The 22,685-nt window shown below is 35.7% G+C and carries 22 protein-coding genes, 1 pseudogene and 2 riboswitches; of the genes and pseudogenes, 8 read left to right on the top strand and 15 right to left on the bottom strand.

Features of this window, described 5'->3' with window-relative positions; translation table 11 throughout:
• Positions 1–406 precede the first annotated feature (406 nt).
• The 3 genes from I5435_RS10815 to I5435_RS10805 form a co-directional block, all read right to left on the bottom strand.
• Entirely contained in the window at positions 407–610 is a 204-nt protein-coding gene (locus tag I5435_RS10815) for a hypothetical protein (protein ID WP_024364109.1), read from the bottom strand.
• A gap of 236 nt (positions 611–846) precedes the next feature.
• On the bottom strand, positions 847–1,521 hold the full coding sequence (locus tag I5435_RS10810; protein ID WP_337983800.1) for a precorrin-3B methylase: 675 nt from the start codon (positions 1,519–1,521) through the stop codon (positions 847–849).
• Positions 1,522–1,571: 50 nt separating this feature from the next.
• On the bottom strand, positions 1,572–2,567 hold the full coding sequence (locus I5435_RS10805; protein WP_025219607.1) for an ABC transporter substrate-binding protein: 996 nt from the start codon (positions 2,565–2,567) through the stop codon (positions 1,572–1,574).
• 163 nt (positions 2,568–2,730) lie between these two features.
• Positions 2,731–2,916, bottom strand: a riboswitch (cobalamin riboswitch).
• A 178-nt stretch (positions 2,917–3,094) separates the two neighbouring features.
• Here I5435_RS10805 and I5435_RS10800 point away from each other — a divergent pair.
• Positions 3,095–5,032 (top strand): GTP-binding protein, encoded by a 1,938-nt coding sequence (locus tag I5435_RS10800; protein WP_337983799.1) that lies wholly within the window; start codon positions 3,095–3,097, stop codon positions 5,030–5,032.
• A gap of 85 nt (positions 5,033–5,117) precedes the next feature.
• Here the strand turns inward: I5435_RS10800 and I5435_RS10795 are convergent, their stop codons facing one another.
• From I5435_RS10795 to I5435_RS10770, 6 genes are all read right to left on the bottom strand, one after another.
• Positions 5,118–5,891 carry a hypothetical protein gene (locus I5435_RS10795; protein WP_337983798.1) on the bottom strand — a complete coding sequence of 258 codons (774 nt, stop codon included), beginning with the start codon at positions 5,889–5,891 and terminating at the stop codon, positions 5,118–5,120.
• A gap of 272 nt (positions 5,892–6,163) precedes the next feature.
• Positions 6,164–6,351: riboswitch (cobalamin riboswitch) on the bottom strand.
• A gap of 147 nt (positions 6,352–6,498) precedes the next feature.
• A complete protein-coding gene (locus I5435_RS10790) occupies positions 6,499–7,743 on the bottom strand; it encodes a methyl-accepting chemotaxis protein (RefSeq protein WP_337983797.1) in 1,245 nt (414 codons plus the stop codon).
• 441 nt (positions 7,744–8,184) lie between these two features.
• Entirely contained in the window at positions 8,185–9,603 is a 1,419-nt protein-coding gene (gene aspA / locus I5435_RS10785) for an aspartate ammonia-lyase (protein WP_024364103.1), read from the bottom strand.
• Between the two features lie 152 nt (positions 9,604–9,755).
• Positions 9,756–10,385 (bottom strand): NAD(P)-dependent oxidoreductase, encoded by a 630-nt coding sequence (locus I5435_RS10780; RefSeq protein ID WP_337983796.1) that lies wholly within the window; start codon positions 10,383–10,385, stop codon positions 9,756–9,758.
• 74 nt (positions 10,386–10,459) lie between these two features.
• Complete coding sequence (locus I5435_RS10775) at positions 10,460–10,870, bottom strand: Rrf2 family transcriptional regulator (RefSeq protein WP_337983795.1); 411 nt, start codon at positions 10,868–10,870, stop codon at positions 10,460–10,462.
• 110 nt (positions 10,871–10,980) lie between these two features.
• A complete protein-coding gene (locus I5435_RS10770; RefSeq protein ID WP_025219612.1) occupies positions 10,981–11,187 on the bottom strand; it encodes a hypothetical protein in 207 nt (68 codons plus the stop codon).
• A 180-nt stretch (positions 11,188–11,367) separates the two neighbouring features.
• On the opposite strand from I5435_RS10770, the gene I5435_RS10765 reads away from it, so the two are divergent.
• A complete protein-coding gene (locus tag I5435_RS10765) occupies positions 11,368–11,904 on the top strand; it encodes a hypothetical protein (protein ID WP_337983794.1) in 537 nt (178 codons plus the stop codon).
• Between the two features lie 37 nt (positions 11,905–11,941).
• On the opposite strand, the gene I5435_RS10760 is transcribed toward I5435_RS10765, so the two are convergent.
• The 3 genes from I5435_RS10760 to I5435_RS10750 form a co-directional block, all read right to left on the bottom strand.
• Positions 11,942–12,136: a hypothetical protein gene (locus I5435_RS10760; RefSeq protein WP_337983793.1), complete on the bottom strand. Its 195-nt coding sequence runs from the start codon at positions 12,134–12,136 to the stop codon at positions 11,942–11,944.
• A 176-nt stretch (positions 12,137–12,312) separates the two neighbouring features.
• A complete protein-coding gene (locus tag I5435_RS10755; RefSeq protein ID WP_337983792.1) occupies positions 12,313–13,326 on the bottom strand; it encodes a thymidylate synthase in 1,014 nt (337 codons plus the stop codon).
• A 99-nt stretch (positions 13,327–13,425) separates the two neighbouring features.
• Positions 13,426–14,349 (bottom strand): hypothetical protein, encoded by a 924-nt coding sequence (locus I5435_RS10750; protein ID WP_024364096.1) that lies wholly within the window; start codon positions 14,347–14,349, stop codon positions 13,426–13,428.
• 214 nt (positions 14,350–14,563) lie between these two features.
• On the opposite strand from I5435_RS10750, the gene I5435_RS10745 reads away from it, so the two are divergent.
• The 3 genes from I5435_RS10745 (at position 14,564) to I5435_RS10735 (ending at position 17,969) form a co-directional block, all read left to right on the top strand.
• Complete coding sequence (locus tag I5435_RS10745) at positions 14,564–16,759, top strand: sensor histidine kinase (protein ID WP_337983791.1); 2,196 nt, start codon at positions 14,564–14,566, stop codon at positions 16,757–16,759.
• A complete protein-coding gene (locus I5435_RS10740; protein WP_024364094.1) occupies positions 16,756–17,382 on the top strand; it encodes a response regulator transcription factor in 627 nt (208 codons plus the stop codon). The genes I5435_RS10745 and I5435_RS10740 overlap by 4 nt, the downstream gene beginning before the upstream one ends.
• Before the next feature lie 386 nt (positions 17,383–17,768).
• Positions 17,769–17,969, top strand: coding sequence for a cold-shock protein (locus tag I5435_RS10735; RefSeq protein ID WP_010859201.1), 201 nt, complete (start codon positions 17,769–17,771; stop codon positions 17,967–17,969).
• A gap of 74 nt (positions 17,970–18,043) precedes the next feature.
• Here I5435_RS10735 and ccsB read toward each other — a convergent pair whose 3' ends face one another.
• The 3 genes and pseudogenes from ccsB to I5435_RS10720 all read right to left on the bottom strand — a co-directional run bounded on the left by ccsB (position 18,044) and on the right by I5435_RS10720 (position 20,325).
• Entirely contained in the window at positions 18,044–19,213 is a 1,170-nt protein-coding gene (gene ccsB, locus I5435_RS10730; RefSeq protein WP_229386815.1) for a c-type cytochrome biogenesis protein CcsB, read from the bottom strand.
• Between the two features lie 199 nt (positions 19,214–19,412).
• Entirely contained in the window at positions 19,413–19,835 is a 423-nt protein-coding gene (locus tag I5435_RS10725) for a GNAT family N-acetyltransferase (RefSeq protein WP_231784431.1), read from the bottom strand.
• Between the two features lie 11 nt (positions 19,836–19,846).
• Positions 19,847–20,325, bottom strand: a pseudogene (locus tag I5435_RS10720) (GNAT family N-acetyltransferase).
• 275 nt (positions 20,326–20,600) lie between these two features.
• Here I5435_RS10720 and I5435_RS10715 point away from each other — a divergent pair.
• The 3 genes from I5435_RS10715 (at position 20,601) to I5435_RS10705 (ending at position 22,564) form a co-directional block, all read left to right on the top strand.
• A complete protein-coding gene (locus I5435_RS10715; protein WP_024364090.1) occupies positions 20,601–21,155 on the top strand; it encodes a GNAT family N-acetyltransferase in 555 nt (184 codons plus the stop codon).
• Positions 21,156–21,697: 542 nt separating this feature from the next.
• Complete coding sequence (locus tag I5435_RS10710; protein WP_024364089.1) at positions 21,698–21,862, top strand: aspartyl-phosphate phosphatase Spo0E family protein; 165 nt, start codon at positions 21,698–21,700, stop codon at positions 21,860–21,862.
• A gap of 219 nt (positions 21,863–22,081) precedes the next feature.
• Complete coding sequence (locus I5435_RS10705) at positions 22,082–22,564, top strand: hypothetical protein (protein WP_337983790.1); 483 nt, start codon at positions 22,082–22,084, stop codon at positions 22,562–22,564.
• The last annotated feature ends 121 nt before the right edge of the window (positions 22,565–22,685 follow it).

The following is a 22,685-nucleotide window of genomic DNA, read 5'->3' as shown; positions in this document are numbered from 1 at the left end:
TCTTATAATTTTTAGTGTGGGCAATGTGAACGAAATCATTCACAAAATTTTCGCAGTGCCGCACTCAATTCTTCACTAACCATTAGTACACCATGAGCAGTGATCATTACATGAGGCTTTAATGCTGCTAACTTTTGGCATGCCATCAAGCAATACAAATTCTTTCTTATGCGGATTCCCGTATAGCACTAGATTGACAAAACTGTATACATATATACCTTATCTAATACTTCTAGTAACAGTTACATTCAGTCAAAAATAGTTTGTCAAAATCTTTAATTATGTCTATGCATTATTTAAAGTATAGAATGACAATAAAAAGACAAAATATAAGTTCGTAGTGTTTCACTACTTATAGGGCTGCTGAGAGAAATCAAAGCAGCTTTTTGTTATTTTTCCCTATATTTTAAGTCATCAATTTTTCCATAATAGCCCAAACTTTATTGTACGATGAATGGGGTTGCTTTTTCTCATTTTGAATCCCGCGTCTTACTAAACGAAATCCTCTTGCTTCAAGATCTGCAATAGCAACATCTAACTCTTTATTATTTTTGCGCTGTATTGGCGGTAATCGAAACACACCATTTTGTGCTGATAAACGATTAAACATTTCTACATCCCCTTAAAATGTAATCGACTTAGCGTGAGCACATGACATATGATTTATTCAACTAAACTGCCGGTATATATGTCCAATTTAAGAAAAAGAAAAAGTGTTAAATTGACATTAGTCAATCTAACACTTGAGTACAAGTTGCTTCCCGTTCTTCGCTCCATAGGGTCTATCTATCATTTTGGATAACGATACTGTCATCGTACATAAACAACGAAAAGGATAACTTTACTTTATTTTACATTATGCATTATTTGCCAATATTCAGCAGTATTCGTTCTGCGATAAAATTTATAGAACGGCTCATTTGGCCGTGCATGTTGTTGATATACCCCAATTATACGCTGTAAAAAGCTGGCTATTTCTTGCGCGGAAACGCCTTTAGCAAATAGTGTACCCGCCTGTGCTTTTGCCCCCATTGGAATAGCACCTAAATAAACATCGAAGCTATCTTTTTGATAGACAAGTCCAATATCATCATAGACGGCATTATAGCAAGCGGACGCACAGCCATTGACATTTAAACGCAGTCTGGAAGGCACCGTTTGTCCCTGCAACTCAATGTATAATTGTTCTGTTATCTCCGCCGCTTCCATCCTCTCTCCATCACAAAAATCACAAGCCTTGAACGCAACGATGGAGCCTGATGGTGTCATATATAAGCCCGCTTCTTGCAGTTCACTTATAACGTCTTGAACTGTTTGCGTAGGGATAGACAACAATAGATTATAGTATGCTGAATATTTAATGGCCCCACTGTCCCCTACGACTTCTGCAATTTTTTGAAATTGCGCGGGTGTATAATGTTTATTGATAATACCAGGACTTACTGCTAGACGAGTAAATTGACCATCTATATTTAATTTTTCAAATGTACATTCTGGTATATTTGAACGAAATGCATTCATTTTTTATTCTCCTTAAAAAAAGCTAGCATATAGCTAGCTCTCTGAAGTTATTAAAAATTTTCTGGATAGAATCCTTTAGCCAAAATGTTGATAGCCTCTGCCGCACGAACCCCTTCTGAAGCAGCTGAAAGTGGTAATATGACAAAACGCTCATTGTGCACAGCATCTGTTTCCTTTAATGCAGGATCATTTTTCAGGAAATGTATTTTGTCTTCAGCACTTTGAGAACCATAATCAATCACGACAATTACTTCCGGATTGCGTTCTACTGTTTCTTCTTTTGAGACAGTTGTCCATCCAGATTCAACTTCACCAAAAATGTTTTTACCACCAGCGACAGTGACAAGCTCATTCATAAAATTTTGAGCAGCAGTAAAGACTTCCTTATCTCCACTATCATAGACAAGCACACGTAGCTCCTTTTCCCCTTGCGGTAACTTTGCACGTACTGCATCAACTTCTTTTGTCATTTGATCGACTAATGCTTCTCCTCGATCTTCAACACGGAAAATTTTTGCGATATTGCGAATATCCCTAAAAATATCATCTAGCGTTGGTTTCGTTATACTTGAAGATTGATGTAAATATGTGTGGATACCAAGTGTCTCTAATTCTTCTGGTGTACCAACACCCTTTTCACTAAAGCCACTTTTCCATCCAGCGTATAAAAAATCGGCTTCACTATCTATCACTTGTTCTTTTGTTGGATACTGCTCTGCTATTACTGGTACTTTTTCGTAGGCAGCTTGTAAAGGTTCATAAATTTTATCATCCAAATAGGCTGTACCAACCATTGAATCTTCTAAGCCTAAAGCTAACATAATTTCCGTTACATGCTGATTTAAACTAATCGCCTTTTTAGGTGCTTCTGTATAAACTTGTGTAGTACCATTATTGTCAATGGTTACTTCTGTCGTCTCGCTTTGAGCAGGCTCGATATGCTCACTTTGTGCAGCACTTTGCGAATTGTCTTTCGCACTACAAGCGCCTAAAATGCTTATAATCGCAATGGCAACAACTAGCCACATGCCTTTCCATTTGTTCATGGTTCCATTTCTCCTTTAGTTATGTATTTGGATTTGTATAGGAAGAAATCAATGATTTCCTTGCTACTAGCACATAAAAAAAACCCCTTGTTTCCAAGAGGGTGTCATAGTGATAAATACATTGGGTATTTAAACAATCACTATCACCATCCTCGTGGTGTTAAGTAAAAAATACATATTGGCAGGTATCCTGGCTTAGGTTCATCGCTTATACGTCTTCCCATAGTTCAACTACAGTGACTATTGTATAAACTCCCCATTTACAGTTGCGGGACAGCATCGGAATTTCACCGATTTCCCTTTTAAGCAAATGACTAAAGCCATTTGCACCAATATATAGCAGTTTTTAGTTATAAAAATAGACTAGCAGAAGGTATTTTTGATTTCAATCGCACAAAAAAATCCATAAATGATACTTGTTAATAAACTATCACTATTTAAACACGAATGCGAACTATTTGTCACGAAATGTTTGAGCGATCATTCTGGTACAATGAGAAGAGACTACATTAGAAATGAGGATTTTTATGTATAAAACGATTGGTGTGCTCGCACATGTCGATGCAGGAAAAACAACTTTTTGTGAGCAATTATTATTTCACACAAATAGTATCCAATCTCGTGGAAGAGTCGATCATCAAGATACATTTTTAGATAATCATGCAATTGAACAAGCCCGAGGAATTACCATTTTTGCGGAACAAGGACGGATGCAAATAGAAAATGATACATATACGCTGATTGACACACCCGGGCATGTAGACTTTTCACCTGAGATGGAGCGTGCTATACGTGTAATGGATTATGCCATCATTATTGTCAGTGCAGTAGAGGGTGTACAAGGTCATACAGAAACGGTTTGGCAATTGCTCCGTCAATACCATATACCAACCTTTTTCTTTATAAATAAAATCGACCGCGAAGGGGCAGATATCAATGCGGTGATGAACCAATTACAAAAAGACTGTTCCGACAACATCCTATTAATCGATTCCCCATTACGCAAAGATTTTATACAAAGCTATATTGCAGAGTGGCTAGCCGAGCGCGATGAACAACTACTCGAGGCCTTTTTAACAGATACACTCGATGCCTCAACGTGCCTGTCACAATTACAAAAGATGATTAACGAAGAGCGAGCATTTCCCTGCTTTGTTGGTGCTGCTTTAAAAGATATTGGGATCAAGGAATTTGTATCACAGCTTCCTCTCCTGACAGAGACACACTTCGACCATCAAGCACCCTTTCAAGGGGAAGTATTTAAAATTCGCCATGATGGCACACAACGCTTAACTTTTATAAAAGCTTTACAAGGAACATTGCATACTCGTGATGACTTTGCATTTGGCGATGTTACCGAAAAAATAACTGAAATTAGGCTGTATAATGGGCGTCGTTTTCAGACAACCCAAGCCGTACAAGCAGGAGACATTTTTGCAGTGAAAGGGCTTAGCCTGGCGAAGATAGGAGACATTTTAGGAAGTACACTACTCCCAAAACCTTATGAACTTGTGCCTACATTACAAGCAAAAGTACTGTATGAAGGGCAACAGCATATAAAGGAAATTTTACAGATTTTTCGTTTACTGGAAGCCGAGGAGCCATCGTTACGCGTCGTTTGGCAAGAAAAATTCCAAGAAATTCATGTACATATTATGGGTGTCATACAACTTGAAGTACTTGCTGAAGTATTAAAAAATCGTTTTTCACTTGTTATTACCTTTGATAAACCTCAAATTTTGTATATGGAAACTATTGCAACGACTGTAACAGGCTACGGACATTTCGAACCGCTCAAGCATTATGCCGAGGTACACTTATTCATGGAGCCGAACATCCGCGGAACTGGGAATACGTTTGTTAATGCCTGTCATGCTGATGATTTATCAGTAGGTCACCAACGCCTTATCGAAAAACATTTATTTGAACGCGAGCATCACGGTTTATTAACTGGTTCTCCTGTTACTGATATTCGCTTTACACTGTTGACAGGACGAGCTCATATCAAGCATACCGAAGGAGGAGATTTTCGGGAAGCTACTTTCCGTGCATTAAGACAAGGGCTAGAACAAGCCGAAAATATCTTACTTGAGCCCTATTACCGCTTCAAAATGAAAGCATCCAATGATTTTATCGGCAGAATGATGAACGATATCCAACAAGCAGACGGTACTTTTGACTCACCGATCTTGTCAGAGGAGCAAGTCATTTTAACAGGACGTGTACCAGTTGCAACATTTATGCACTATAGTACTACTTTTGCTACTTACACAAACGGCAAAGGCTCTTTATCTTTACAATTCGATGGCTATGATATATGTCATAATAGCGAGGCAATAATCGAACAAATTAATTATAATAAACAGGCTGATCCTGACTATACGTCGTCAAGTATTTTTTGTGCAAAAGGAAAAGGCTATGCAGTTCCATGGTATGAGGCAAAAGCAGCCATGCATTGTCTATAAAATAAAAAGGCATCGAAATTTCTCGATGCCTTTCAGAAAAAAATCGAATATTGCATAGTATGCATATCGATACAGATATAAAAATTTACAACGCTTTTTTCGTTTTCCTTTTCAAAGAATTCGCTGACTCCACAATCACATACCCATGATGATTTGAGAAATCCACAAGAACCGACCCAGGTTTACTTTTTAAAATCTGTAATTGCTCAATGCGTTGCAGCAACAATTGATGACCATTGCCACGCGGATGCCAATTTAAATGATAATCATTTAATTCTTTTACACTTTGTAAAAACTGAGCATATTCACCCTCTACATAGTCTATTAAATGTTGTATTTTACTATAATCTTGATTTTCCTGAATTGATAACGATAAGTCTTGCAAATACGTTTGATAAAAACGCATTACCATCGAACATAGTAAATCATTGACTCTTGCAGCACTTAAAATAGGTTTGGGCTCTACATTCAGGCGATCCAAATTGGGTTTAGCTCGAATTGAATCGATGCGTGTAATTAAATGATAGGCCTCTTCATTTACTTCATAAACAATCGGATTGGTCGGCATATACATCATAAAACCATTCTTTTTTGTTTTCAATTCATCAGCCACACTTGCTTTTGCAAATAGGTATCCTTCATAGACATCATTTTGAATCCAAATAATGTCTTTATTATAAAAAATGCAGTCAAACAATCGATCGTGCGGAATAAGCCCTGTGGCTAAAAACTGATCAACTAGCGCCTCAATGACCATTCTCGTTTTTCGTTGCTTGGCAACTTCCATGCGCGGTTGCTTACAAATCTTCATATCAACATTTTTCTTTTCTCGTGTTGAACATACCTGAATTTTTGTCATACTTGCACCTCTTCTCGTACATATTTTCAAAACAAAGGTATCGATTACATAAAAAATACGGATTTCCTACAAATGTAGAGGAAATCCGTGATTATGGCTATCGTACTTAAAAAATATCATTCATCCGATAACATCAAACAGTGCACCAATGGAAGCGATTTGGCTTGATGCCGTATCCCTTTACATCCTTTGGTGTTGGTTGTTTGACGTACTGTGACGAACAGATTATTCTGTTTTGTCAACATGCCACCTCCTATTCCTCGTAGGTTTATGGTGTGTACTCGTAACAGGCAGGTCTCCTGACTTATGGTCATCGCTTCTTTTCACCTTCCCGTCGTTTGACAGTGGTCATAATTTGAAAAGACGCTCACATTCACAGTTGCGGGACAGCGTCGGATTTTCACCGACTTCCCTTTTAAGTAAATTGCATGCAATTTACACCTCTTACTACACGCTATTCAGTTGTTAAGGAATTTATTGGAAAATTCCTACTAAACTATTACATTATATTGTAAAGTAGTCGTATTTTAAAGTCAAACAGCAGCCTAAATGTATGTGCACTTGCTAAAATGACTATCTATCACCTAAATAACTATCCGTTGTTAATTTATACATGAATTTGATTTGTAATCTTTTGTAAATCATCAGCCTGTATCGTTAATTCCTGTGAAACTTGATTGACTGCTTGCATGGAAGCCGTTTGCTCATCCATTGACTGTAGCACAGCTTCTGTATAGCTGGACAATTGATCCATACCCCCTGCAATTGTTGACACGAGATTAGCTACCTCATTTGCACGATTTGACAAGTAATTTACAGTTGTCGAAATGCCTTCGAGTTGGTCAGTCATTTGGCTCACGTGCTGCGAAATATTGCCAAAAGATTTTGTTGCTTCATCAATGACATAGACCCCCTGTTGAACATTTTTCAAGTCTTCTTCCACAGCCACAGAAACTTGTTTCGTATCATTTTCAATACCTACTACAAGGTCCACAATTTGAATAGCAGAATGCTTGGATTGCTCTGCTAAATGACGAACTTCTTCCGCAACGACCGCAAAACCTTTCCCATGTTCTCCAGCACGTGCCGCTTCAATCGCAGCATTTAGAGCAAGTAAATTCGTTTGATCTGTAATCGTTGTAATCATTTCTGTCATTTTTTTAATATCTGTCATTTTATTTGATAAGTGTTTTATTAAGGTACTCGTTTTATCTGTTGACGATGAAATAAACTCCATCTGGTTTTTCGCAACATGCAAAATTTCTGCACCATTACCTGCGATATCATTCGCTTCTTTCGCGTGGTTGAAAACATCCTGTGTGGCAATCGAAATACGCTCAATGCCATCTACTGTTTCCTGCATTGCAACAGCACTATTGTTTGCCGATTGTGCGGCTTGTTTAAGGCCATTTGACGTTTTTTCCATTTGATGGTCAACTTCTTCCACAGCCATTGTAATTTCATTTGTACTTGCAGACAACTCTTCGATACTGGCAGATAAATCTGTCGAACTGTTGGCAATTGTTAGTGTCATCGTACGCAATTGCTCTTTCATCTCTATAAAAGCTTTTGCTAATTCTGAAATCTCACTATTGTCTTGTACAGTAATGACATCAGAGTCAAAGTTACCTACTGAAATTGCTTTCGCAGCATTAGATAATTGGTTAATAGGTTGAATCACTTTATATTTAACATAGAAGATATAGGATAAAGTAATGGAGATACCAATAATCGTTAATATTGTAGATAGCCATGCTAATGCTGTTAAATTAGCAAGATCTATAATTAATACTACAATCATTATTAAATTTAATAATGAAAACCCAAAAATACTTTTTTTTCGTAAAGTCATACCAAAATCCCCTAACTATAATATTACTATAATACCATTATTATAGTTTATTTATCCTAAGATTGATAGAAATACGCCCATCTTTTATATGTATATTGGTATACTAAAAAAAGATAAAGGTTAGGACAAAACTAAAATAATTTAAGGAACAGAGGAAAGGTGTTCATAAATTTTTCTACATGGAGAACTTAGCTATTCTTGCTTTTGCAATAAATAAAAAATTAGAAGAGTTCACTAGTTGTTAGTAGCGGAGGCGGTGACTCCTGCTCAGAACGCACACAGTGTAAGACGCGGGCATTCCGCGCGTTAGCGAGGGTTGGACTTACGTGTGTGCCCGCGCAAAGCACCGCCGAAGCGAACAACATCGTCGCAACAAAAAGGTGTTAGATTGACTGCCATCAATCTAACACCTTTTCTCTTTTGTCCCAGCCTCTTTAGAAATTATTTTAATTTCATCATACTAGAACCAGCGATACCTGGATGTGTCATTTCATATGGATCTAAAATTAAATCCAATTGCTCTTTCGTTAAGACACCTGCTTCAATACAAAGTTCACGAATTGAACGACCTGTAAGAATTGCTTCACGTGCAAGACGAGCAGCTACTTCATAACCGATATGTGGATTGACTGCTGTTAAGACACCCACACTTTTCTCTACATATTCCTTCATACGTTCTTCATTTGCTTCGATATCTTTTAAACAGTTTTCTGTAAATGCACGGAAAACGTTATTCATTATGCTAATTGATTGAATTAAGTTGAATACAAGCACTGGTTCCATTACGTTTAATTCTAATTGACCCGCTTCAGATGCTAAAGAAATTGTATGGTCATTCCCAATTACTTGGAATGCAACTTGGTTTAGCACTTCTGGCATTACAGGATTTACTTTACCAGGCATAATAGATGAACCAGGTTGACGTGCTGGTAAAATAATTTCTCCTAAACCTGCACGAGGACCAGATGCCATTAAACGAAGGTCATTCGCAATTTTAGACATATTAATCATACAAATTTTTAGTGCCCCTGACACTTCCGTATAAGCGTCTGTATTTTGCGTAGCGTCTACCAAATGTGTAGCACCTTTTAATGGTAAGCCAGAAATTTCAGCTAGATGTTGGTCTACAGATTTAATATAGTCTGGGAAAGCGTTAAGCCCAGTACCGACAGCTGTTGCCCCCATATTGACATCATATAAGTTTGGACGTGTTTGACGGATACGAACAATATCACGGTTAATTACGCGACAATAAGCCTCAAACTCTTGTCCTAAGCGAATTGGTACAGCATCTTGTAAGTGCGTACGTCCCATTTTAATAACATGTGCAAATTGCTCTGCTTTTTGATGGAATACGGCTTGCATATTTTCCATCGTCACCAGAAGCTCATCGATTAAATTTAATACAGCAATATGAATCGCTGTAGGGAAGGCATCGTTTGTTGATTGTGACATATTAACATGACTGTTCGGGCTAATCGTTTGATAGTCCCCTTTTGCTTTACCCAAAATTTCAAGAGCACGGTTCGCAATAACTTCATTCGCATTCATATTAATAGAAGTGCCTGCACCACCTTGGATTGGGTCTACTAGAAATTCAGCATCCCATTTACCATCGATGACTTCTTGTGCAGCCTCGACAATAGCCTCTCCAATTTCTTTTGATAATAGGTGTACTTCCATATTACCTAATGCTGCTGCTTTTTTTACAATACCCATTGCTTTAATTAGGGCTGGGTGAATTTTATAGCCTGTAATTGGGAAGTTTTCTGTTGCACGAAGCGTTTGAATCCCGTAATAAGCATCTGCTGGTAATACTCTTTCACCTAAAAAATCTTTTTCTATACGTTGTGTGGACATTATTGTCGTCTCCTTTGAACTAATACTCACACTGATAGTAGCTAATAAATGCCGTCTTGTAAACAGTCATTTATCAGTAAAATGAAAGTTTTTTTCGTAAACGACGAGAAATAGCGAGAAACCGAGCATATTTCATACGCTCGGCAGTAGGATTATTTAGTTGAAGAAACAGTAAAACGTCTATTTAAATAATGTGGATTTTCAATTTCATCTAACACAGCAATCGCATAATCACTATAGCTGATATAACTTTCACCTGAAGCATTCACTAACAAATGATCTATTCCTGTTGTATAGCTACCTGAACGTGGCCCCTCTGGATCAAATAGGGCAGAAGGACTTAAAAATGTCCACGAAATATTTGATGCTTGCAAGTCTTGCAAGTTTTCACATTGATTTTTTGCAGTTGCCAAAAACATTTCCGGAAAATCAGGCGTCTCCATAACACGAATCTTTTTTTCTGGGTCTACAAATAGGCTGCCTGCTCCCCCCACTACGAATAGTTTTGTGGCAATGCCGTTAAAGATAGCGATTAAATGACGACCTACAGCAACATGTAATGTTTCTTGTCCAAGTGGTGCACCAAACGCATTCACAACAACATCAAAACCCTTTACATCTTCTTGTGTTAAATCCAATACATCTTTCTCCATCACTGTAATGTTCTCTTTTACTTTAGAAGCTGAACGAACAATGGCTGTAACGTTATGACCACGTTGTAATGCTTCCTCCACTATTTTTTGCCCTGCTTTTCCTGTTGCTCCAATAACGCCTATTTTCATTATAAATTCCTCCTATAATTAGTTGTAACTGTTTTAGTTACAGGTTGAATACAGTAAGACCGACCTCGTTACGTTTAACGAAGTTGATCTAGCACATCTTGTAATGTTTGTGCTTGTAACTGTTTTTCCATTGCATGCCAAACATCTATATAAACGGTTTCCAACGTATGCTGTATTTTTCGGCCGACAGCACATGCAGGATTCGGTTCATCATGTATTGCAAATAGTTGCTCTGGACCATCAATCGCACGGTAAATGCTCAACAATGACAAATCCTTTGGTTCAATAACAAGGCCATAACCGGCAAGTCCTGACTGAGAAGTTAACAAGCCTGCTTTTTTCAATTTCCCAATCATTCGTCGTACGACTACGGGATTCGTATTGACACTACCTGCAATATAATCAGATGTAAGCTGACTTTTATCAGATGTTGTAGCAATGAGCGAAAGTATATGGATAGCGACTGAAAATCGACTATTGACCATACGAATCACCACCTGTTGTAACTATTATAGTTACAGGTTGAGATAATCGCAAGTCATATGCTCATATCTTAACCTGTTCATTATTCACAAAAATACACCCGCTATCGAATTTAAATTTTTGTCATATAAATAACGAGCTCTTGTTGGATTTGACCATTTTCTTCATAGAAATCTAGATTGTGAAATTCATATTTATAATGACCAACGGGGAACGTTACACTTTCTCCTTGAGCCGCAGCTAGTATGCCAGCCACATCATGTGATACCATCTGTAAAAGCTCTGTCCCTGTCATTGTTTCTATAAAAATTACGTTCATCTAAAAACACCTCCTTCGCCATTATAGCTTAGAAGGCGCTTGAATTTATAGTGATGATTTCTTACTACACAAGTTAGAAATCATCATCAAAATATAATCGATAGACGAGTAAAAGTAAAAATCGATATAATTGAATAAAGATTAAATGTGAAAACTTTTATTGACAGGAGGATATTTAGCATGAAAATCAAATTAATATTAATTGTAATATGCTCATTTTCACCATTACTATTATTAGGACTTTTCATTTACGGAAATGCTTATTATAACGACTATCATCTAAAATCATCCGAAACAACAGTGAAAGAATTTTTAGAAGAATTTATCGACAGTAGCATACAAATCATGCATTTTGAACGAATAGAAGAAACAAATATGTGGTTAGTCCAGCTGAAAATAAACGATAGTCAGTATGGTCATGCCCGTTTTAATAAAGGGTGGAATGGCAAACTTAAATTTATTTATTTAGCAACAGATCCCTCAGAAACCTATCGACAATATAAAACCAATAAAGGCAACTATGGCACACTATATGTACACGAATTAGACAGCAATGTTGCCAAAATACAATTGACAAACTTGATGAATTTTGAAAAAGAAGTCGAAGTTGATACTTCTGCGCCATTTATGAAAACATTTAAACTACCTCCTGATGCAGAAGATACGTTTCCTGCCATATTTACTTTTTATGATACAACCGGACAAGAGTTAAGGTAATTAGCGTTGTCTTTATTTATCGAAGGCGCTTACATTTTTATTTAGTACCATTCACACGGATTTCCTCAATAATTTGCATCATTTTTACTAATTGTTCTTGTGTTAATGTAGTGGTAATAGCTGGACTATCCTGTTGAGGCTGCTGATTTTTTGGGAACGAGGACTCCCCATTTTCGTGCAATCGAAGAATCTTTGCTTTTGTTGTCGTTTGTAGCACTATTCTTTCTCTCAACCTAGCCACCCCTAAAGCTTTTATTAGAAAATATACCTTATAATACCATAAATACTATAATAGAACGCCCCCTATCGAAACATCCACCAACTTGCCTATTTATCAAAATAGATTATTTGGACCTAGTCCATGCCATCAAAAAAGCAGCCACCAAAATGGCTGCTGCTTACTTTTGACTAAACCGCAATCGGTGCTTTAATTGCTGGATGTGGATTATAGCCCTCGATGGATAGATCCTCAAGTTCTATGTCAAAAATCGACGTTTTATTCGGATTTATTTTCAAGGTTGGTAGTTCCCGCGGCTCACGTGAAAGCTGTTCTTTTACTTGCTCCACATGATTTGCATAAATATGTGCATCGCCAATACTATGAATAAATTCGCCGACTTCAAGCCCACATTCATGCGCAATTAAATGTGTTAATAATGCATAAGAGGCAATATTGAATGGACAGCCAAGCAATGTATCTAGACTACGTTGCATTAATTGGCAGCTTAATTTGCCCTCTGCCACATAAAATTGAAACATAACATGGCAAGGTGGTAAAGCCGCTTTGCTTCCTTTTGCCCCTGCATTAATGACATCTTCAGGGTTCCATGCATTGACAATAATACGACGTGAGTCTGGATTATGCTTAATTTGAAGAATAACATCTTGTAGTTGATCAAGACTTTCCCCGTTTGACGTTGTCCAATTGCGCCATTGCTTGCCATAGACATTCCCAAGATCGCCGTACTTTCTTGCAAAATCATCATCCGTTAAAATACGGTCGCAAAATGATGCCAGCTCAGCTTGGTAAACAATATTAAACGCTTCGTCCGTTAAGCATCGACGACCAAAATCCGTCATATCAGGTCCATTATATTCATCGGATTCAATCCATTTTTTAAACGCCCACTCATCCCATATATGATTATTATGTTGTAATAAGTAGCGGATATTTGTATCTCCTTTAATAAACCAAAGAAGCTCACTAGCTACAAGTTTAAATGGTACGCGTTTAGTTGTTAAAAGCGGAAAGCCTTGACTTAAGTCATAACGCATTTGATGGCCAAAGATGCTATACGTACCTGTCCCCGTACGGTCCTCTTTTTTTATCCCATTTTCTAATATATGTTGTAGTAAATTTAAATACGCAGTCTCTGGATGCGTCAATTTGTCACCAGCTCCTTCAAATATGCTGTTGACCATTATACCATCTTATATTGAGGAGTGAACGTCGAATTACAAAAACAAACTACTTTCCAACAGCTACATCGCATTTTATTGTATTAATTACAAACAGGGATACTATTCTAAGTGTGAATCCATTTTATTATGTTGTAATTCTTTTGCAATTTCATTTTCTGTCGGAACAAAAAACATCGGCAACAATATAATTGTAAAAAGAATTGGCCCAATAATAAACAACAAATCAATGCCAGGACTAAAGTAAAGGCCAAATGCTGTTAGCAGACCAGACATCACTAAATATATAATCTGCACAATAACAATAAATAAAGGAATGATTTGGTACATATAATTTAGTTTTCTAAATTGATGCATTTCTTCAGGGTGCTGAATGATTCGTTTTTTCAAACGTCTGGATAATAGTAAACACGCAAAAATTTGAACAATAATAAAACTAAAATACATAACACTGCGTAACAACATTTGACGCTTAGCGATCGCCCCATCAAAATGGGCAACTCGTTGTTGCAACAATTCGTTAACAGCCCCATTGTAGACATATTCACTTTCACTCAAAAAAGTCAGTGGCTGAACAAATCCTAGTGACGCCCATTCTTTTGCGTTTACTTGCCAATTCATTAATTTACTCGCCATAATGCGCAATTGAATTGCTTCATCTTCACGAAACATGCCTACTAAAGTGCGATATGGTATAGATAACTTCAAATGACCATCTTGTTTTTCTTGAAATAAATCCTCGATAAAAAAAGTATACGCTACATTCGAATGATTTGTTTCAACATGACCCCCTTGCACTTTCCAATGGCTAGCTAAGGAAGCTTCGATATCATTTTGCATTTCAAAATAAGGCGTATCATTATGTAACTGTTTTGGAATCTTATAGACAAAATGATTGTCGCTTCCAATGATACAAATATCTACTTCTATTGCATCTTTATTAAAAGTTTGAGCAAATGTCGTTTTGGGATACGCCACTATGGCGACTAGGAAAATTAGGATGAGTGACAGCACACTCCATTTCACACAGTGCTCCCCCTTTCCGTCACTTAGGCTAGATTCACATTATCACAGCTTATACCGAAAAGACTATTTCGTTATTCCGAAAAAATGTTAGTGGTTTTCCGAAACACTTTATTTCGGTATTCCAAAAAAATTAAAAATTATGGATAATATAGTAGATACTTCATGATGAAACGGAGCACTATACTATGATTATAATATTTAAAGAGCGTCTTTTATGAGCAAATTAACTTTTAGTATTTTTTTAACATATTTACTTCTTGGCATTTATGTTCTGGTTGTTGCCATTCGTGGTCCTTATATTAATATTTTAGTCGATACATCGAATACACTACCTGTTATTATTCATCCTTATTACTCAGAATGGGCTCAACAAAAAAAGATTGAGCAAGGTGATATGATCCTATCAATCGATCAAAAGCCCGCTAAAGGTTTTGGCACTTCTCAAGCAGATATTTATATTACAACGGCGAAAGAGCTAACACTACTAAAACCAGATGGTACTGTTCAAACAGTCCAAATTAAACATAGGGATTTACCTGAAGAGTTATATTTACATATTGTTTTTCCGATGTTTTATTTCATCCTTTGTTTAAGTGTTGCCATCTATTTATGGAAGCGAAATAACCATACTTTAATTACGAAATTACTAATGCTATTTTTATTAACCTGCTCTTTAGCTTATACAAGTGTAGGGGCTTCAAGTAGAGGAAACATCATTGGCATGATTGTAAACGGTATTTGTTTAGTTTTGTGCTTAGTGCTTATCATTCATTTCCTACAACAATATTATCGTTTTTTACACATAAAATGGAAGTATATAGATGTAAAGTGGCTCTATTTGCTCCCGTTTGTTATTGTATGTTGCTTTATCATTGAAATGCTATTTCCACAATTTAGGGTTATTACCCCGATTGTAACGCTCAGTCTATTTGCGGTATTGGTACTCTATGCAATCTATATATTATTAACGAGCTATTTACAAACCCGATTAGCTAAAATACGCTTAATCGCTATTTCTTGTATCGTCCCATTTTTGCCATTTCTATTGTTGTTTGTTGTACCCGAAATTTTAGGGTATAACGCGATAATACGACCTGAAATTAGTGTTTTATTTATTTTGTTTATACCTTTTTCCTTTATTTTTATTCAAGTGAACGAACGCTTATTTGATATTGAATACCAATTATCTCGTTTTCGCTATTATTCATCACTCGCTTTTTTCAGTTCATTTATTTTATCGTCTTTATTAGCCATCCTATTTTTGGACTATCTTTCAATTGAATTGATGATTATTGTCTTTCTTATTATTTTTATTGGTTTTATAGCCAGTTTTTATGTCAAAGAGCAACTTGACTTTAAACATCGAAAAATTATATTTTCATCATCTGGTGATTATGTCCATAATTTATATGCAGCCGTTAAACGTATTAGTAAAGCTAAAAGCCAACAGGAATTACTTTCAAGTCTCAAATATGAAATTACCGAAAAACTCGGGACAACTGCATTTACGCTTGAAACAATCATGGAAGATGTCCCATTTTCTCGTGGTGAAATTCAAGTAGAGAGCCAACTGACACAACTTCTGATCCATGATACAGTAGATGAAAAGATTCTTATACGAATTAGACACACTTTACAAAAAGAAGAACTTCTATGGTTGGAGTTACTAGCATTATACGTCTCTATGTTTATTGATAATTTAAAACTAATTGAAGATTTAGTACGAGATATTCAGCACATGAAAGACACCCATAACACCCAACTTCCTTGGCTTGATAAATTATTATGGAATATTATTGAGAAAGAAAAGAGTATTTTAGCACAGGAATTACATGACACTATTTTACAGGAGCAATTACATTTAGCGAGAGAATTAGATGTTATCGCTAGCTCTCCGATTATTGAGGAAAAGAAAGTATTAGATATTCGGGAACAACTGTTAAATGCCTCGAAAGATTTACGGGAGTATTGCGAAAATCTGAGCCCTCCTTTACTTGATACTTTTGGTTTAGAAATGGCATTAAAAAAACTCGTACAAAAAGTGAAAATACGTGCAAACTTTCTATTAAATACACAAATCGATCGAGTTCAGTTCCAAGATCCAACTTTACATTTAGTTGTCTATCGTCTAGTTCAAGAAATGCTAAATAACGCTATTAAACATGCCGATGCATCTAAAGTTTCACTTAAACTACTTGCTATAAACCACGGTTTTGTTCTCCAATACGACGATAATGGTATCGGCTGTGATATTGAAGATTTAATGCAATCCTCCGCTTCTATGGGCATTAACGGCATTCGAGAACGTGTTCGAGCCTTTAACGGAGATATGACCATTACCTCCAAACCCAATGATGGCATGCATATTTATATTCAAATTCAAGAGGAATGTGAGGAACCCTACAAATGATTGAAATATTGATAATAGATGATCATCCTGTCGTTTTAGACGGAACAAAAACATTATTACAAGATCTAGAAAATGTCCATATTGAAACAGAACAAGAAAGTGCCAATGTACTGGCTAGAATGGAATCACACCCCTTTCAGCTCTATTTAATTGATATTAATATGAAACCGTTAAACGGCATTCAACTAGCTGAAATGATTAAGAAACAACAGCCTGAAGCGCTAATTATTCTTTATACAGGCTACGAATTATCCGATTATTACGAGCTTCTTGTAGAAAAAAAAGTAGATGGGCTTTTATCGAAGCTCGCTACAAAAGAACAGGTAATTCAAACAATCCAAGCCACTTTGCGAGGGGAAATTTTATTATCAGCAGATTTTTTAGACTTTGTCCAACAGCACTCGAATCGTTCCAATGCTAAGCAGGAAGTATTACTAAGTCATAAAGAACAGGAAATTTTGCAGCTGGTTGCACAAGGATGTACCAATAAAGCCATTGCCTCTGCAATAGGCGTTACTCAGCGTACAGTGGAAAATTATTTATCAAAACTTTTTGTCAGATTACATGTGGAATCACGTGCTGAAGCAGTCATTGTTGCCAAAGAAAAAGCATGGATTGACTAATTGAGCGGTGACAGTCACTCGGATTTTCCCAATAACTTCTACATGTCGTTTATAAAGTTATATCGAAAATCAAATAAATGGTAATATAAAACGATTTTTAGTGTTTTTTTAGTATACCAAGCACTTTATACCTTTGTTTTTTAGCATTTTTTATTATCATTATAGTTAAAAATGATATTATGTAATTTTTTCTTACTAAAAAACGGCATTTGCTGGATAAATGTATGAATCTGTTATATAATGAAAGTAATAATTAAATTGCTTCATCGTAAACAATGAAACCACGTATTCAATAGTAACGTGTTCTAGCGAGCTTCTGATTATGGTATTATTTTATACTGATTGAAGGAATATGATTGTTGAATTTATTTTTGGAGGTTTTTTAAATGACTCAAGGTACAGTAAAATGGTTTAACGCAGAAAAAGGTTTTGGCTTCATCGAAGTAGAAGGTGGAAACGATGTATTCGTACACTTCTCTGCTATCCAATCTGAAGGTTTCAAAACACTTGAAGAAGGACAAAAAGTAGAATTCGGCGTTGAAGAAGGTAACCGTGGCCCTCAAGCTACAAACGTTGTAAAACTTTAATTCTCGTTCAAGAATTAACAGTTCAAAGTCCAAGAGACATCCTTTACGGATGTCTCTTTTCATTTCCTTATTTTTTATGCGTAAGAATGCAGACCAGCAATGACTAAATTGACGAAAACTTGATTAAATACAATGATGCCAAAGCCAACAATAGATAGCCAGGCTGTTTTCTCCCCTTCCCATCCTTTTGACAGACGAAGATGCAGAAATGCCGCATAAAATAAAAACGTAATGAGCGCCCAGACTTCTTTTGGGTCCCACCCCCAATACCTTCCCCATGCAATCTGTGCCCAAATCATAGCAAATAATAAACCGCCTAAAGCAAACAATGGGAAGCCAATCACTACCGCCCGATATGAAATTTCGTCCATTAAAGCTGGTTGTACACGGCTTGTTAATGGTTTTAATAGCACGATGAGTGGCTTTCTCAAGAGCAGTCGGATGGCACCATACAAGATGGTTCCTACCATAAATGCCCATACGATAGAATTTAACTTTTTGGCATCAATTGATGGCGTAATCTTCAACCAGCCGATTGTCTCTCCACTTTCTGTGACCGCTCCTTCATTAACAATAAGTGGTGTCATCGTATAGACTGCCTTTTCCTTCATACCTTGCGCATTTTCAAATTGAATGTGTACTTCTTCCGTCGTTACACTAAATACCGTTGCTGTAGCACTAAATCCAATTACCACAATCAAACAGTACATAACAAACTCTAACGCAACGGTACTACCCGTCCTTTTATGAACATCCAAAGATTTCAGTAAATAGATAATACCAGTTGCAAATGATATCGATAAAATAGCACTTGAAAACGCTACTGTCATAACATGAATTGTTAACCAGTTACTTTGCAGCGAAGGTACAAGAGGTCTCACCTCATTTGTAAAAACACTTCCATAGCCCAAAATAATTAGTACTACTGGAATTACAAATAACCCTACGACAATTTGTTTATATAAGTAATGAATAATAAGAAAGCTAGCTGTTAGCATAATGCCAAAAAACGTCATAAACTCATACATATTACTAACAGGTGCATGCTCGACTGCAATCCATCTTAAAATAAAATACACTAATTGCAAGATGAAAGCTGAATATGTAAGTATAAGACCTAGTCTCCTAAACGAACGCCTTGCAGATTTTACTGCTAATCCTAACGGTAAAATCGCAATTAACAGCAAGATAAAAGCAAAAAATAACGAATACCCACTTAAGCTTATTAAATTTTCAGTACTCAACACAACGACCTCCAACATCCTTTTTTTGTAGAAGCTGTAAATTGCTTCTCCATTATAGAACGTCATGCCAAACATTAAGTGCCCTTTTTGAAGCTCATCCTTCCTAATTAATAGATAATGTTACAAAATTATGACAGAGAAAAAGGGAGCAAATTACGCTAGTCCCCCCTCCTGTCCATGAATAAGAATACGAAGATTGCTATTTTAATGTAAAGTAAATAATTTCTGGATCATCGTCATCTAAGTTTTCTATATAGCCACTTCTTTTAAATCCTGTAGCGTTAAATATGTTTTGCATCTTTGTATTGGAACGATTCGTTGACGTGAAAATTTTGGCAGTGGGTGCTCTTTCAATAAAATCTACTAATAGTGCGGTAGCAACACCTTTTCTACGTTCAGACGGTTTGACTATAACTAATGAAATAAAACTACAATCAAAGAAATCCGTTGTAAAAATTAAAAATCCTGCAATACAACTTTGTATTTTGTAAATCATGCATCGTCTTTCTACTATTGCATGCTTAATGCGATCACTTCTTGAATAGTCACCTATTACTTCTTTATCCAATGCACAGAGAAAAGTGAAGTGTTCCATACTTGCTTCTATTATGTACATCTGCATTCCTCCTCACTTCAATGATCACTTTGTAAATAATAGCTCATCACTTTCAACTCGCTTTTGATGCCTACTGCACATATGCCTTCATCGACAAAGCCACATTTTTTATAGAGCGCCTGAGCTGCTGTATTCGGAAAATTAACACCTAACACTAATTCATTGATTGTAGGAAAATGCAGTCGTACAAATGTAGGCAATAATTGTAATGCTTCTTTGGCATACCCTTTTCCTTGTTCATGCATATCTGTTGAAAATCCACGAATTAAAATGGCTTGGTTATTTTCTGAATAAGGTTTTACTCCTTCATTTTCGTGAAGAACAAAAAAAGTGACAAGCTTCTCACCTTTCATTGCTAAAATGGCATGCCGATTGATATCGGTTTCGGAGAGTTTAAGACTTGCCATTGGGGACATTGTATAGAGAAGTTGCTCTGTGATAACATATATTGTTCAATTAATGAATAATCTGTTTGATCATAAAACTTTAACCGCATTATACCCCTTCTTCCAACTAGTACATTTTTTATTATTAAATTCTAACCTATTTTAGGAATTACTAGCAAAACCCAACCATCATTTGACAAAGTTTGATTGCATTTTATTTTTTCATGTAATTACTTAAAATTCCAAACTATGCTATTATTATACTATTCAAATTAAAGGAGCTGTGAATATGATTGTAATTAACGCAGTAGAAACGTTGTTTGAAAAAAACTAATTTTCAAAGGGATAGTACACAAACTGCACCCTTAGATAAGGGAGATTTTATATGGAACAATATTTTAAAGATTTTCTAAATGGACAATCAATTATATTAAAACAAATGGCATCCTCTGATTTAGAAGAGTATATACAAATAGAGAATGAAAAGCCTACTTTATTACTTGCTAATGATGAGATACCATTCCCACATACAGTTGAAGACCATTCTTCATTCTTTCGAAATATTAGTGGAAAAAAAGAAGAATTTTTCTTCGGCATTTTTGAAAAGACGACGCAACAGCTTATTGGATCATGTGGTGTATTTTCTATCAATTGGACCAACAGCACTTGCTTAGTAGGCATATCAGTAAGTGAAAAATGGCAAGGTAAAGGATTAGGAACAGATGCAATGCAAACACTTATCACCTTCATATTCGATTACATTGCAATCAACAAAATTAAACTACAAGTGTTCAGCTTTAATGTAGGAGCCATTCGCTCTTATGAAAAATGTGGCTTTACAAAAGAAGGGATACTACGGAATGAAATTTTCCGCTTTGGCAAATTTCACGATATTCTCTTATTTGGCCTATTACGTGAAGAATGGCCCCCACGTAGCTAAAAAAGCGCACACATTCAAAATAATGAATGTGTGCGTTACTCATTTGCTACTTACTTGTATTTTGAGCATTTCGATTCCCAAAACCATCACATTATGAACAGTTGTTTATAAACTGTTCAGTTCAATATTTTAAAAAAGAAAAATCCCTAATAATTAAACAGCAAATAATAGGATTTGATAAATTGCGACAATATATGAATGAATGTAACTATTAGCAATTTCTTTTCTAGGTAGGAAGAATAATTCATCTAGTAAAAAAGACATATATCATACGCGTTAAGTTCTTAACGATTTCTTAAAGAAAATCTCGTTATACGCGCTAATTATGTAACATAAAAGCTGAAAATAAGGAGAAATGAAACTAGTCTATTATTTATTAGTATGATCCATACATAGACTTATATGTGACTAAATTACGAATTTCATTTCCTATACACAATGTGACAATTTTTTTGTTTTAACTGATATACAATGAAAAAGCTGAATCGAAGCCATGAGAATTTTAAATCAAGAATATGTAGAAAAATTAGGAGGAGAAAAAGTTGGTAAATTTATTGTTTAAACAATTCTTGAAGTTTGAAATCGAGATTAAAAGGAGAATTATGTATAAAAAGGCAAAAGATTTAGGATTTACACACCCTGCTGTAGTTGACTATAGCCAAGAGCTAGATGTGTTGCTAAACAGATATTTTAAACAAGCTTCCTAAAAAGGAGGGGTCATTATCAATACATTTTATAAAAAACGCGCATTTTGGATAAAACCAGTCAAAAAGAGTATTTTCTTGGCTGGTTTTTCATTCAATTTCTTCACTCGTTAAAAAGCTATATCGCCTTTTCCCAGAATTCTGTATGTTATTGTCATGAAACGTATATATAACAAGAAATTGGGAAATCTACCTATAACGCTAATTATAGGAGGCCAAATTATGCAAGTACTTCTTTTAACCTTGGTCGTTTTTTCTAATCTATTTTCACACTCACAGTCTATACCAAAAGAGTCGACTGCTACTATTTGTGAACCAATCACAACAACAAACACTACGCTAAAATACCCTAGTAATCACTTTCAAACTTTTCTTGTAGAAGACGAATTTTATAAGCAATTAGATAAATCACTCTATGAAGAATATCATGGTGCAACATTCAGCATGCGTGAAAAAATATTATTTAAAGACGTGCCAGAAACTCGTGAATTTTTTTATACGAAAACAGATACTGTCAGTCAAGAAATGGATCTCTCTAATCACACAATGATTCATCCAAACAGACAAGTGTATTTCTTGGCTTCCTATCGCCAACATGCACAAGAAGAATTTCATAAATATGCAGTGATTGATGCAGAAACAAAAAATTTACTTATAGGGGGTAGTACCTACTCACCAATAATAAAATCTGCCAATACTCTATAATAATAAATGAAATAATCTTCTATCTACACTATATAATATGCATGAAAAAACATATCTAGAAGTAACGATTATACTTTTGTATCTATACGAAAATTCTTACTTTAATACATGTGCATACTAA

This window comes from Lysinibacillus sp. C5.1 (genome assembly GCF_016350185.1).
Taxonomy (GTDB): domain Bacteria; phylum Bacillota; class Bacilli; order Bacillales_A; family Planococcaceae; genus Lysinibacillus; species Lysinibacillus sphaericus.
The sequence above is the reverse complement of the archived record's forward strand: the minus strand, read 5'-3'. Positions and strand labels throughout refer to the sequence as shown.